General features: G+C 56.3%; 10 protein-coding genes and 1 pseudogene. 5 read left to right on the forward strand and 6 right to left on the reverse strand.

From position 1 onward, the window contains the following. Window positions 1-43: 43 nt before the first annotated feature. Window positions 44-1027 (reverse strand): glycosyltransferase family 2 protein, encoded by a 984-nt coding sequence (locus H7U32_RS04745; RefSeq protein WP_306452353.1) that lies wholly within the window; start codon window positions 1025-1027, stop codon window positions 44-46. A 354-nt stretch (window positions 1028-1381) separates the two neighbouring features. Further along, window positions 1382-2597: pseudogene (locus H7U32_RS04750) on the reverse strand (IS3 family transposase). 58 nt (window positions 2598-2655) lie between these two features. On the opposite strand from H7U32_RS04750, the gene H7U32_RS04755 reads away from it, so the two are divergent. The 5 genes from H7U32_RS04755 (at window position 2656) to H7U32_RS04775 (ending at window position 8972) form a co-directional block, all read left to right on the forward strand. Continuing rightward, the gene (locus H7U32_RS04755) at window positions 2656-2880 is read left to right on the forward strand and encodes a helix-turn-helix domain-containing protein (protein ID WP_204468540.1); all 225 of its coding nucleotides are present in this window, start codon (window positions 2656-2658) and stop codon (window positions 2878-2880) included. Window positions 2881-3268: 388 nt separating this feature from the next. Further along, window positions 3269-4156: a hypothetical protein gene (locus H7U32_RS04760; RefSeq protein WP_204468541.1), complete on the forward strand. Its 888-nt coding sequence runs from the start codon at window positions 3269-3271 to the stop codon at window positions 4154-4156. 591 nt (window positions 4157-4747) lie between these two features. Further along, the gene (locus H7U32_RS04765) at window positions 4748-5962 is read left to right on the forward strand and encodes an IS110 family transposase (protein WP_204468543.1); all 1215 of its coding nucleotides are present in this window, start codon (window positions 4748-4750) and stop codon (window positions 5960-5962) included. A 180-nt stretch (window positions 5963-6142) separates the two neighbouring features. Continuing rightward, window positions 6143-7048 (forward strand): glycosyltransferase family 2 protein, encoded by a 906-nt coding sequence (locus tag H7U32_RS04770; protein WP_323804580.1) that lies wholly within the window; start codon window positions 6143-6145, stop codon window positions 7046-7048. Window positions 7049-7097: 49 nt separating this feature from the next. After that, window positions 7098-8972, forward strand: a complete 1875-nt coding sequence (locus H7U32_RS04775) for a DUF6020 family protein (RefSeq protein ID WP_204468547.1) — start codon at window positions 7098-7100, stop codon at window positions 8970-8972. Between the two features lie 163 nt (window positions 8973-9135). Here H7U32_RS04775 and H7U32_RS04780 read toward each other — a convergent pair whose 3' ends face one another. The 4 genes from H7U32_RS04780 to H7U32_RS04795 form a co-directional block, all read right to left on the reverse strand. Further along, on the reverse strand, window positions 9136-10146 hold the full coding sequence (locus H7U32_RS04780) for a nitroreductase family protein (RefSeq protein WP_204468549.1): 1011 nt from the start codon (window positions 10144-10146) through the stop codon (window positions 9136-9138). Window positions 10147-10160: 14 nt separating this feature from the next. Continuing rightward, a complete protein-coding gene (locus H7U32_RS04785) occupies window positions 10161-11210 on the reverse strand; it encodes a polysaccharide pyruvyl transferase family protein (RefSeq protein WP_204468551.1) in 1050 nt (349 codons plus the stop codon). Between the two features lie 92 nt (window positions 11211-11302). Beyond that, window positions 11303-12802, reverse strand: coding sequence for a lipopolysaccharide biosynthesis protein (locus H7U32_RS04790; protein ID WP_204468553.1), 1500 nt, complete (start codon window positions 12800-12802; stop codon window positions 11303-11305). 65 nt (window positions 12803-12867) lie between these two features. Further along, window positions 12868-13860 carry a glycosyltransferase family 2 protein gene (locus tag H7U32_RS04795; protein WP_204468555.1) on the reverse strand — a complete coding sequence of 331 codons (993 nt, stop codon included), beginning with the start codon at window positions 13858-13860 and terminating at the stop codon, window positions 12868-12870. Window position 13861: the final 1 nt, after the last annotated feature.

Genomic DNA, 13861 nt, shown 5'->3' on the forward strand with positions numbered 1-13861 from the left:
AAATTGCACACCCAGAGCAATACTGTCATGATTCAATCCGACATTAGTACAAAGCACGCCACAATAAGCTAGAATTCGCAATAATCAACATCTTCTCCAATCTCGAAGCCCAAGACTCACGAATTTCCTTGAGATAATACTTTCGCAACGGTGAATTTACTATCTTGTCAATGAAGCTGATTTTATCGGCATCAGAGACTCCATCGCACTTGACAGTTCTAATCATCAGCACCAGATGGTTAGCCATTTGCTTGTACACCTGCTTCATGACACAAGAATCCGATCCTTTATAGTAATTTAAAATAGTATTATCTAGCGACAACAAATCATCAGCATGATTCATTGAGAAAGATGTACTTGCGCCGCCAGCACTCGTATCATAATGATACGACACCTCTTCGGAAGCGACAACAGAGACATCAGAATGTTCAAGCACATTATATACAAATGCGGTATCCTCACCCCATGACATGCTTGTATCGAATTGGCATCCTCGTAGACCTGCAGTTCTATAAATCTTTCCCCAGCATGAGAACAATCGCAATTGACGATCAAGCCTCGCTATCGCATTCCGATCGCTGGACGAAACTATCGCCCCCTCAGCACATCGACGAATCGCTCCATTTGTTTTATCTTCCCGATGCCCCATGATATACAGATCCGCGTTATGCTGACTCAGAGAATTGACACCGTCAAGAATAGCATCTTTCTCCAACCAGTCGTCTGCATCTACGAATAGCGTCCAACCGCCAGAAGCAAGAGACAATCCACGATTGCGAGCCGAGGACACGCCACCATTCTCTTGATGCATGGCAATAACACGCTCATCACGATCAGCATATTCATCGACAACCAGAGAAGTCCCATTGGTCGAACCATCATCGACAACGATCAGCTCCACGCTTCGATATACCTGATTCAAAACACTGTCCAGACAGCGTCGAAGCAATGGTTCCTCGCAGTTATACACAGGAACGATAACACTTACACGATCAGCCGAACTCGAACCCAAATTCATATTTTTCATATTTACCACGACCCGCAGGCATCATCAAGATCTTTGACTGACATCGTTTCACATTGCTGCCCCATCTTTCTGTGGATAGTGACGAGCAGAATCAGAGTAGAACACTGATTCGGCTATCATTCCGCACTGTAAGGTGCTTTGCGGGAGCATCCGCACGGAATGCAATGAATGCAAGGGCCACACGGACGATGACCGCTAACCCGTTACCCCTCCCCATTGCATACAGCCTTCGAAGTCCCGGGATGTCCTTCTGCTGCCATAAGATATATATTATAGTAGCGGAAGGAATAACCATGTGAACTGGCCTGGTTTTTGTTCCGCCCTTATAGTGAGGCAGCTTGTGCTGCCTGGTGTTCATAATACTCGTTCTCGACCTGCTGTGGTGTCTTGTAGCCCAGGGACTGGTGGAGCCGCTTCGTGTTCCACCACGAGACCCACTGGAACGTGGCCAGTTCCAGCCCGTCCAGACTGCGGAAGGGCCTGCTGCGCCAGACGAGCTCGGTCCTGTACGCGCCGTCGACGGATTCGGCCATGGCGTTGTCGCACGAGTCGCCGACCGTGCCGGTGGACGGGAGCATCCCGTACTCCATCACCCTGGTGGCGCACACCGTGCCGATGCACTGGGGGCCGTGGCCGCCGTGGCGCACGAGCCCCCGGGCGCCGCCATGCCTCGACGCCCAGGAGACCGCCCGTTCCAACGCCCGCAGGGGCAGCTCCTCCGTGTTCATGCTCGCGGCGCACGCCCAGCCGACGATACGACGCGCGTACACGTCGGTGACGAACGCCGCATACGCGAACCGGCCGCCGGCCATGCGCGCGTAGGTGATGCCGGCCACATGCAGCCGGTCCGGCGCGCACGCCCGGAACCCGCGCTCCACCAGGCCGGGCCTGCCGCCCGCGCCCTTGGCGGGCCGGGCGGCCGCGGGCGCGCGTCCGCGGCGCACACCCCGGACGCCCAGTCCGCGCACGATCCGCGCGACCTGGTCACGGCCGATCCCCGTCCACCCCTGCGCCAGCAGCCGGGCGTGCATCTTCCCGTACCCATACACGGCCATGAAGAAGTCCGAGCGGATCTGCATGATGTCGCGCGCCAGAGCCTCGTGACGCGCGGTCGTGCGGCTTACCGGCCTGCTCTTGAACCGGCGGTAGCCTCGCGGCGTGAGGAACCCGCAGTCCAGGGCCGCGGACAGGACCCGGCAGATCGGCCCGACCCCGAAACGATCCCGATGCCCGTCGATGTACGCGGCCATCAGGGCCGTGCCGGGCCGAGCCTTGCCGCGAAAAAAGCCGACGCCGTCGTCAGTATCTCGTTCGCCCGACGCAATTCGACGACCTCCCTGCGCAGGCGCTTGAGCTCCTCCAGCGCGGCCTGCGCGTCCTGCGCGGACCGCGCGGCCGCGGCCCCGTCGGCCTGGCTGCGCCAACGGCGCAGCGTCTCCGGGGCCGCGCCCAGGTTCCCGGCGACCTGCGCCAGCGCGCGTGTCTCGGATGAATGCGACTCGCGTGACTCCGCCAGAAGCCCGACGGCCTTCTGACAGAACTCCGGCGTATACCGCATGCCCTTGCCCATGATTCCATCATCTCCCATCCAGTCAGGGGAAACACGGAACAAAAATCAGGCCATATCAATGAGTGAAATCATCTTCGATGCCATGACTCAACTCGCCCAGACCATCCACGACGGGCGAGCACAACGTGGATGGACCATCAAGGAACTCGCCCAAAAGGCCAACGTCCCCCAAGTCGCAATTCGCAACAGCGAACACGGCAAAGTCATCCCCATTCTTTCCCTCCAGCATATCCTCAAAGCGCTCGATATCCTCGACCTGCAACTACCCGTGGAGTACGCATGACGGCGCCACATACCCTTCACGTATGGAGGGAAGGACAACACATCGGCACGTTCCAGGCTGCAAGCCCGTACGATATCGCCTTCTCCTATGATGCCAAAGAGATACCAGTATATGACTGCCACAAGAGCTACCAAACGAAAGAGCTACAAAGCTGCTCCCACATCGAGAAACTCATGGTTTGAGCTGCTGCGCATCCTCTCCATGCTGTTCATTCTGTGGACGCACCTGGGCAGATTGCCCGGTTACAGTCAGACTCAGGGGGGTGTGGCCCTTCCAGCTGTTACCGTATCTCGGCGGAGTAGGCGATGATCTGTTCTTCGGTTTGACCGCATGGTTTCTGTGTGAGAAGGCATCATCGTTCCATACGTCGTGTCGTCGCGTCTGGCAGTTGGAGAAGCAACTGCTGTTCTACAGCCTGGGCATGTTCGCGATATGCAGCACGATATGGCTGCTGGGGATGTACCCGATGCTGCGCTCATGGTTCGACTGGGCGCATCTTGCGGTGGTGTCCGTAGCGCCGGCGCTGACCGGACTGTGGTGGCACCCGACCGCGTACGTCATTTTCATTCTGATGCTCCCGTGGGTCAACCGCGGCCTGCATGCCATCGGACGCACCGGTCATGGCGTCCTGTCGGTGGTGGGGCTCGTGCTCTGGGGTGTGCTGCCGTTCTTCACGAATGGCATGGGTTTGTCGGCGTTCATGTTCCTGTACATGTATGTGCCGATGTCGTATCTGCGCTGGTATCTGCCACAGATGGAACGGTCGCGCGCGACGGCGTGGTGGGTGTTCGGCATCGGTGCCGCCATGGTGCTGGCCAGTTGCATGCTGAATGGCCTGACCGGCGGTCGGTGGAATTACGGTGTGCAGCCGTGGTCCGCGCCGTCCATGCTGACTGCGCTGGGTGCGATTCTGCTTTGCGGCCAGGCTCGCCCGTTCCACAGCCGCGTGATCAATGCCATAGCCGGTTCGACGCTGCCGGTGTACCTGGTGCATGAATATTGGCCAGCGACGAGCTGGCTGCAGGCCGCACTGCTGAAAGCAGAGGCACACGTATTGGGCAGCCCATGGGTACTGTTCGGCACACATTTCGCGCTGCTGCTGGCAGTATACGCAGTGATTGTGGTTATCGATCTGTTCCGGAAGGCGCTGTTTGCCGTCACAGTGGACAGGCCCGACCGCAGAGGCAAAGGCTTCGAAAGAGCATGGAGCGGAGCCGGCTGGTGCAGCGGATTCCAAGGCTGGCCGAATCTGAAACTCCAATTGCCAGCTACATGAAGTAGGACAACCACGCCACATGTGGATGAGTCAGTCATCCATCAGGGCATGCACCGGCAGAGTCTTCCACAGTCACGTCCGACCAGGCGGATATTCGAGGATCAGATGAACCGCCAGCATTCCGAAGCAGCAGGGAAGCAGGGAATGCCGGCATTCTGTCGATAGATCAGTTCCCTGACATCTCCTATCTCCCGTGGTGTGATTATGCTTGCCCTGTGACGGGGCACGGTGTTACCCCCGTTCCTCGGCTGACAGGCAGTAGGAAAGAGCGGACGATGGACGAAGTCCAGGAGAAAGAGGGGCCGGGAGCGTATCCCCCATTACATTGGTTGGTGAGCCCTGAATGGTTCGGGGCTTGGTCGCCGACCTTGGTATGACTGTCTTCCCCTGTCATTGATGATCCGGGGGGTGTTGTCGCCTTGGGAGGGACGTTTGCTGACCGCTGATAGGGACATGGCCAGCCCGACGGGAGTGCGGAACGAACGGGGCGAGGTCTCCTCGTAATGTGGATGCCGGGACCGGACGTCATGATCGTGCTCAACCGACCGCGGTCGACAGGCGACCTGGAGATCCAATGCCAGGGAGGTCACGATGCAGGCCAGCGACATCACGGTGTGGCTCGGATTGGATGTCGGCAAGGAATCGCACCACGCCTGCGCCCTCGACCGTGAGGGCACGCGATTGTACGACAGGCCCGTGAAACAGGACGAGGCCCAGATCCGCGCCCTCATATCCCGCCTGCGGGAGCACGGCCGGGTGCCGCTGGTCGTGGACCAGCCCAACACCATCGGCTCGCCGCCCCTGGCGGTCGCCCGCGACATGGGCGTCGCGGTCGCCTACCTGCCCGGAGGCGCGATGCGCAAGGCCGCCCAACTGCCGCCCGGGGATGCGAAGACCGACAAGCGGGACGCGTACGTCATCGCCTGCACGGCGCTGAGGATGCCCGACACGCTCAGGGACCCCGGCCCGGACGACGCGACGCTGGCCAGCCTGAAGGTGCTGTCCGGCTTCGACGACGACCTCGCCCGCGAACTCACCCGCCACATCAACCAGCCGCGCAGCCCGCTGCCGCAGGTCCGCCCCGCGTTCGAACGCGCGCTCAAGGGCGACCGCATCGCCAGCGAGACGGCCCTGGCGCTCCTGGAACACCACGGAGGCCCGTCCGGCATGAGGCGCAGCGGCCCCGCCCTCGTCACGCAATGGGCCACGGACAAGGGACTGCGCGGCGCCGGGAGCCTCGTGGCGGACCTGTTCGACGCGATCGGACGCCAGAGCGTGACCGTCACGGGCACCCAGGCCGTGGAAGCCATCATCCCCAGCATCGCCCGGCGCATCAGGCAGATCAAGGAGGAACGCCGCGACATCGGCGCGCGGGTCGAACGGCTCCTGGAGGACCGCCCTCTTCTCGCGGTCTTGACCAGCATGCCAGGAATCGCGGCCAGGACCGGCAGCCAGATCCCCCTGGCCATCGCCGGCGACATCACCCGGTTCAAGGACGCCGCCCACCTCGCCGCCCACGCGGGCATCGCGCCCGTCACCAAACGCTCCGGCACGTCCATCCACAGCGAACACCCCGCCCGGGGCGGCGACAAACGCCTCAAGAACGCGCTATGGCAATCCTCGTTCGCGGCCAGCCGCCGCGACCCCGCCTCCCGCGCCCACTACCAACGCAAACGCGCCGAAGGCAAACGGCACAACGCCGCCATCATCTGCCTCGCACGCCGCAGACGCGACGTCATCCACGCCATCCTGAAAACCGGAACCCTCTACCAACCCCAGTACAAAACCCTGGGCACCGCCGCCTGACCAACAACCACCACACGACGAACCCCGACACCGGACACCCCCGGTGACGGCCGAACACGCCCGACAACACCCTCAACAAGACAACACGCAACCACCCAAACCAATCGACAAAAACATAGGGACACCCTCCGCAAGGTAGTTAACGAATCTACAACGGGACGCGACTGGTCGCATGTGGCGGTGCTCGTTCCCTGCTACAACGAGGCAGTCACCATCGGCAAAGTCATCGACGACTTCCACCGCTGCCTGCCCGGCGCCACCGTATACGTCTACGACAACAACTCCACCGACGACACCGCGACGATCGCCCGCTCCCACGGAGCCGTCGTACGGACGGAACGCAGACAGGGCAAAGGCCACACGGTCCGCCAAATGTTACGCGACATCGACGCCGACGCCTATCTCATGGTCGACGGCGACGACACCTACCCCGCCGAAGCCGCTCCTGACCTCCTCAACCCTCTCCTCGACGGCGAGGTCGACTTCTCCCTCGGCGACCGGCTCAGCAACGGCACCTACGAACACGAGAACAAGCGCGCCTTCCACAACCTGGGCAACAACCTGGTACGCACCCTGATCAGACACCTGTACGGTGTCAGCTACACCGACGTCATGACCGGATACCGCGGCTTCACCCGTCTGGCAGCCAGGACGCTGCCCATCCTCTCCCCCGGATTCGAGCTCGAGACCGAGCTGGCCATCCATACGGCCGACAAGCGCTGGAGAGTCGCCGAGATTCCCATCGACTACCGCGACCGGCCCGCGGGCAGCATCTCCAAGCTCAACACCCTCTCCGACGGGCTGCGCGTGCTCAGGACCATAGCCGGACTGTTCAAGGACTACCGACCGTTCGCCTTCTTCGGCTGGCTCTCCCTCCTTCTGGCCATCCTCGGAATCGCCGTCGCCATCCCGGTCATCGGCGAATACCTCAGCACAGGGCTCGTCCCCCGTCTCCCCACCGCGTTCCTCGCCTCCGCCCTGGAAATCCTCGCCGCACTGAGCCTGACCACCGCGCTCATCCTCGACACCATCGCCAAGAACAGCCGCAAGCAATACGAGCTCGCCGTGCTCAACGCACGCCGATAGTCCGCAGACACCCCAGACCACAAATCACACGCAAGGAAACAGCCCTACCATGCCCGCACACGCCACGACCGCAACGCTCCCCGCGCGTCTCCTCCGACCCCGGTTCCCCCTCGCGATCCTCGCCTCCGCCGTCGCAACCACGGGAATCCTCACCTGTCTGGACGCCCAGTGGAACGCCCCCATCGTCATCGTCCTGCTCGCCGCATTCGCCTACCTCGCCATGGGCCGGGCCGACCGCAGACCCACCCGCACGCAGACCGTCCTCACCGCCCTGTTCGCCGCATACACCGCCATCAACCTCGTCCTCCACACCCGCATCACCTACAGTGGAAACATCGCAGCCGGCCTCAAGGACAACCACTTCGATGGCATCGGCCCCCAGCACATCCTGGCAGCCCTCCTCCTCGCCCTCGCCACCTACCAGATCCTCGACGGACTCGCCGCCCGACTTCATCAGCACCACAGCGCACTCTCCAACCTCCTCTTCGACAGCACCGACACCAACGCAGCACGACCCAGATCCATTCTCCTGCCTGCATTCCTCGCCATCGCCATCTGCTGGCTGCCCATCTGGCTCACCCTCTACCCCGGCGCCGGCGTCAGTGACGCCGTAGATGTGTTAAATGCGCCCCTGTACCGCTCCAGCCAGCATCCTTTTGCCTATATTGTGCTCTTCTATGGAAGCGCCTTTGTGGGAAAGACCGTGTTCGGGGACATCAATATTGGCATCGCCGCGTACACGGCCATCCAGAGCCTGGCCATAGCCGCCGCCATCGCCTACGCCATCAACTGGCTCCACCACAAGGGCCTGAAAACAACACCTGCGGCCATCCTCACCGCATTCTTCGCGATTAATCCGTTGTACTCCGTCTTTGCGTTGAATACAACCAAGGACGTATGGTTCTCGATCTTCATTCTTCTGGTGACCCCTTTGATGTTCGAGCTGATACATACCAAGGGCGCCAATATCAAGAGCACGAACTTCTGGAAGTATCTTCTGACATTCACCGCATTGTGCCTGTCCCGTAACAACGGTATCTATGTGCTTCTTATCTGTGGCCTGATCGCCCTAGCGCTCATCAAGCGCGAATACTGGCTCCGCTGGGCTGTTGCCGTCATAATCCCAGTAATGGTCTCTCTGGGCGTAAGCGCTGTGCCACCGATGCTTGGCGCTCCTGCCGTGCAGACATCCGAATCCCCGGGCATCTCTCTCCGGCAGACCGCCGCCGTCATCGCGCAGGACGGTCACATGACAACCGAACAACGTCAGTTCCTGTTCAGGCTCATGCCGGAACAGGATTGGAAAGACAGCTATGCTCCCATGCGAAGCGACCCTATCAAATGGAACCAGCGCTTCGACCGGCAATACCTCTCCGATCACAAAGGTGAGTATCTGGTCATCTGGGCCCAGATGCTCCCCCGCAACTTCGGTACCTATGTCACCAGTTATCTCACCGCCACCTACGGATTCTGGAACCTTAGGGCGCAATCGCCCATATTTGTACCGTATACCTATTTCCAAAAACTCAACGCAAACTATGAGGAAATCTTCGAGCGTCTTGAGCTACAACAAACCCCGCTGCTGCCCAGGCCTGCCGTAGACTTCATCCGCGACACCTGGATAGGCCAGCCGAAACGATACCAGGCTCCCGGCGCCTCATTCGAAATCTGGACGGTCCTGCTGCTGGCCCTCATGCTCCTCCGACTCAACAGAGGCAGGCGCACCATCGCCCTCCTGCCGGTCATCGCCTGCTGGGCCACCCTCATGATCGCCACACCCATCGCCTTCTGCTACCGATACGTCTTCTACCTCGCCATGGTTCTGCCCTTCGCCATCCTCGTACCGTTCATGAACGATGACGATTTCCAGCCCCAGGACGTGCAGAGTATGGAGCAGCCTGTTCGCACAGAACTGACAAGCTGAGAAGAGCAAGATACATAAGGCGGTCGGATTATGTTCAGGAAGTCATAATCCGACCGCTGCACCGTACAACACCATTGAGTGACTCAAATTCATATAAGAGGGAAGGGCAGATTCATACAAATCTGCCCTCCCCTCTCCGATATAGATTCTTCTCAATAAAAATTTAACGAATACAGGTAATAATATCTTCAGGCGACCTGCGCAACGATTTAGGATGCAGCGTACGTTCAGGTTTATGTCCTACAGCAATAAACATGATAAGTACTTCATCATCTGGAAGATTGAGAATGGATCGCACTCCATTTTCTCGCCTCTTCTCAAACATGGTATTGAGCGGACAAGCAGCTAAATCTAATTCTTCGAGGGCTCCAAGCAAAGCCATAGAATACAATCCACCATCAATATATGGCTCGTTGCGTTCCGTGACATCAACAAACGTTGAAATTTTTGAAGTCACCATCAAAAGTGCAGGAGGTTTAGCATATCCGTACATACCTGCCTGCATATCCATAGCCTGCTCCAGTATCTTTGAATCCGTAATGACATAGAGACGAGCAGATTGTCTATTGCACACAGAAGGCGCACGCATGGCCAATGTACCAGCCTTAACAAGCAACTGCTCATCCACGGGCTCTGATGAATAGTTTCGCAAACTCACTCTATCCATCAGTACCTGAGAATAAGAACGATGTTCCGAAGGACGTTGGTATTCAAATAACGCCGCCCCTGAAGCATTCAAATCAGCGGTATCGATGCGGTCCGTCCATCGACCCATAAGTTGTTGGAAGAAATCAGGCAGAGGCACTCCCAGCTCAGCATGCTTTTCCTTGTATTGTCTTAGAACAGAAAGCGCCTGGCGAACGCCAAAATCGTTCCACGAATAACCATGCTTCTCCCATCGTGCAAGTATATCGGCTAGAAACCACATCGCACGACGCCCAAATCCTGCGCGGAAATCGTTATGACTTAGCCCTTTCTCAATTTCATGTGCATGATATTGCAGAAGCGCTTCAAGCTGTGCTTCTCCTTCATTACCAGGCAAAGCTGCTGTACGCATAAACTGCCGACGCTGACGTGATAAGAAAGTACGAAGTTTAACACCGCTTCGCTGCTTCTTCATCCATTGATACAACCCATCTGGAACGATATGTCGAATTGTTGTCTTGATTCCCATCAATCTCTCCTTGGTCAGTCGACAATCAGCTGCTTAAGCTTGGAATAGTATTTGTCTTGGAAGTATGGAGGCAGTACGTAATCAAGCTTCTTCGAGTATACACGACGAGCCTCGTCCGGTACGTCATCGATATCAGGAATGTACTTGACATAGTCGGAAAACTCGGGGGGAAACCATTTAACGCCGGAGCTGAGCTTATGATCGGACGACGACAGAACGAGCACAGGCGTGCCGGCGACCAGCGAGAAGATGGTGCCATGGTAGCGATCGGTGACAATCAACCTGTACTTCGAATAGTCGTCCCAGGTCTTCTCTAACACTTCGCCTCGATGGGCGATGATCTCCTTGGCGGGAATGTCCACGGTGGTGTCGCCCACAGTCACATCATCGATGGATGCAAGATCGTCTCGGAGCTGTTCCATACGGGTCTTCGAGTAGAATGCTTCCTTATCGTTACGCACGCAGAGAAAGATTCCTTTGCGAGGATGAGTGTAAAGCTTTGCGCCGATCATCGTAGTCACGATGTCAGGGAACATTGCCGGGTGACAATCGGGAAATTCCTGCAGCGCCGTCTCATAGGAGACGTCATCCCGACAAAGCAGATGTAAATCAGGATGAGCGTTGTAGATAATCTTTGCCTGTTCCAGCTGAGAAGGATTCTGATAATAGATGGTCTGAGGCAAGATGACCACACGCATATCGGGGAACATCGTCACCACCTTGCGCTGCATTTTTTCTTCGAGCATATACAGGTCGGTGGTGTGATATCCGGAATGAAGGAAGATACGATCGGTAGGAGCGATAATGTTCCTGATGGATTTCAGCAGCTGATAATCATGGAACGTAAGGAGCATGGTATCCAGGACCCATACGCGATGCCCGGGATAGTTCGTACTCGCCCAGCGCTCGATGCAATAGCTCTGCGCCTGATCGCCGAGATTAGAGTGATAGGGCGAGCCAAATACAAAGATGTTATGTCCGACCGAATTACGCATATCGTGAACAAGCTTCGAAAGCTCAATCTCACGCTCAATGACTGAGATGGACTTCCTGATGAATCTCATTCAATCTCTCCTTACACTAAAGATAATCATACACAACATATAATATAATCCTTTATTATTATAGTTCTATGATATATCACCAATTCCAATCGTTAAGAGCGCCTGATGACTTTACTCGCCACCAGTCGCCATAGCATCTGCCTGTCTGCTTTCCCAAACGCAAGGAACAGGTTCATCGCACCGGCGATTACACTGCACACAGCAGCCGCCAGAATCAGAGTCGGCCAGGAATCCGTGCGGAACAAAGAATGATAGACCAGACAGCACAACACCATGATCACCACGCAGCCGCAACCCCTCGCAATGGCCTTATAGAACGTTCCGTTCCTTACGCCCAGGCAATGAGCAGCATAGACGGGAGTGAAAGTCAAGTTCCTAATCAATCCGATAGCGAAAGAGACAAGCGGAATGGCCAGCAGCCCCAAATCAGTGAATCGGAGCAAAACAATCACTGCCAAGGTGTTACCAATTCCTGTGAATAGAAGCACCAAGGCCGGAACTTTCAACTTGCTGGTCACGGTATATACATTAAAAATTGTATTTATGCTACATGTCACGACCATCGGAAGAATGGTCAGAATCGAGAGCTGCTGCAGCAATTGGGAGTTCTGCGATGGAACCCACACCCTGAAGAAATCTTCGCCGAATACCAGTAGAAAGCCGATAGGCAGCATCATGACATACCCCATCACCTTGATGGAGAAATCGACTTGATCCAACAATTGCCTCTTCTGGCGCTTCGCATAGCTGATAGTGAACTGGGGGATGAACACACCAACAAGTACGCCAACGAGCGACTGAATGAAGTTCGGTACCGTCTTCACAAGAGAATACTCACCGCTTGCCTGCGCCCCAATGAATATATTCGCCAGATATATATCCAGCGTGGTCAGCAGCACCATGCTTAGCTGATTGACGGAGTTCCACACTCCAGCGCTCAGCAGTGTTCTCACTGTCTTGCCGCTGAATTTCGTACGATCGATCTTGAATTCCGGAGTAAGCTTATGCGTGTAATGGATGTTCGCACATGACAGATATATGGTCACGATGAGCATTGTTCCTGTGATAAACCAGATTCTAGGACGAAATATCGCGAACAGTCCCACGAGAATCACAGCACGTAACACGTTGCTCTCGATATTGCGTTTCGCGCTCAGATCCAGACGGTTCTTGACATAGAATACATCGCCGAACACACTCAGCACCAGGGAGATCTCCATGCCCAGCAGAGCATATGCGAACGTCAGCTGCACATCCTGCAACAATCCCTCCGGCACATTCATGACTCTGCCGGCGAACGCCACAAGCAGCACGCTGGGTACAGCAAGAATCGCAGCCATTACCGTATTCGCCATGAGTACGGAATTGAAATATACCTGTGCCTGTCTTGTATTCCCACGGTTTATCTCGATAGTAAGGAAACGACTTGACATGGAATTCAATGCAACAGTGAGAATGTTGACGTATCCGATGAAATTGTTCGCCAGAGGCACGAATCCGTACGCCTCGCTGCCCAAGGTTTTGATGATGTAAGGCGTCAGCACGAAGTTGATGCCAAACTGCACACCGAACGCTATCACGTTCGCAATCATGTTGATTGCCAGCCGCTTATTCCCGCCCAAATTCAACCACCTCCGTCGTCACTTCATGTCCGTCTTCACTGTTTCCGCAACTTATTCAGGCACCGTCGTAAATCCAGATACAATACGGGGCAGCGGGATATCCCCTGCAGATTCATTCTTTGCTTCAAGGTCAGCAACGAAGATGCCCCTCCGAGGTCCCTGCTGATCCGTTTACCCAGGGAGCTCAGTTCCCTTCGAGTGGACGCATCGCGATAATTCATGCGAATGACCTGAACCAGATAGGCATCGATAAGCATATCGGTCACAGTGGAGACCAGATCGTCATATCCTAGGTCCCTCAGAACGGCTATACGTTCCGATAGAGCCGTGATACGCGAAAGATTCCTTGAAGAATAATCCGCATGCATGATGCTCTTATCGTTACTCACATAGTGATATAGCCCATCGGAGACAAACGCTACGGATTTGCATTGCTTCAACACATGGTGGAACACAAGCTCATCCTCGTGAATCTCCCCTTCCGGGAATCGAAGGGAGGACCACAGATTCGCCCTGTACAGTTTGTTCCATGCCACAATCATGGCCGTATTGTCGCAGGACATGGCCATGCAGTCATACCTTCTATGCACACAGTCATCCAGAGCGACGAAAAATGGCAATGCGACAGGATGTCCCTCCCCGTCTTCACACACAACGGAACACATTGCAAGCTCGGCCTCGGACTCAAGAATCGCACGCAACATATTCTCGACATACTTCGACTCGACATAGTCATCACTATCCACGAAAGCATAGTATGAGCCTCGCGCTATATCCAGACCGGCATTCCGTGCGGATGATAGCCCTCCGTTCTGTTTATGCACAACTCGCACCCTGCCGTCCTGTGCAGCATAATGGTCGCATATCCGGGCAGATTCATCAGTGGAACCGTCGTCAATCACGATGAACTCGCAATTGCCATGTGTCTGCGCAAGCAGACTGTCAAGACATCGTCCCAAATATTTAGCAACATTATATACAGGTACGATCACGCTGACCAGAACGTCATCACTCTTAGCGTCATCCATA

Origin of the sequence: Bifidobacterium pullorum subsp. saeculare (assembly GCF_016899725.1) — a bacterium.
Taxonomy (GTDB): Bacteria; Actinomycetota; Actinomycetes; order Actinomycetales; family Bifidobacteriaceae; genus Bifidobacterium; species Bifidobacterium pullorum_C.

Excerpts from the sequence above, each read along its gene's own strand:
- H7U32_RS04795 (WP_204468555.1), bottom strand. The coding sequence starts at position 13,860 with ATGGATGACGCTAAGAGTGATGACGTTCTGGTCAGCGTGATCGTACCT.
- H7U32_RS04775 (WP_204468547.1), top strand. The coding sequence starts at position 7,098 with ATGCCCGCACACGCCACGACCGCAACGCTCCCCGCGCGTCTCCTCCGA.
- H7U32_RS04790 (WP_204468553.1), bottom strand. The coding sequence starts at position 12,802 with ATGATTGCGAACGTGATAGCGTTCGGTGTGCAGTTTGGCATCAACTTC.
- H7U32_RS04745 (WP_306452353.1), bottom strand. The coding sequence starts at position 1,027 with ATGAAAAATATGAATTTGGGTTCGAGTTCGGCTGATCGTGTAAGTGTT.
- H7U32_RS04755 (WP_204468540.1), top strand. The coding sequence starts at position 2,656 with ATGAGTGAAATCATCTTCGATGCCATGACTCAACTCGCCCAGACCATC.
- H7U32_RS04785 (WP_204468551.1), bottom strand. The coding sequence starts at position 11,210 with ATGAGATTCATCAGGAAGTCCATCTCAGTCATTGAGCGTGAGATTGAG.
- H7U32_RS04765 (WP_204468543.1), top strand. The coding sequence starts at position 4,748 with ATGCAGGCCAGCGACATCACGGTGTGGCTCGGATTGGATGTCGGCAAG.
- H7U32_RS04780 (WP_204468549.1), bottom strand. The coding sequence starts at position 10,146 with ATGGGAATCAAGACAACAATTCGACATATCGTTCCAGATGGGTTGTAT.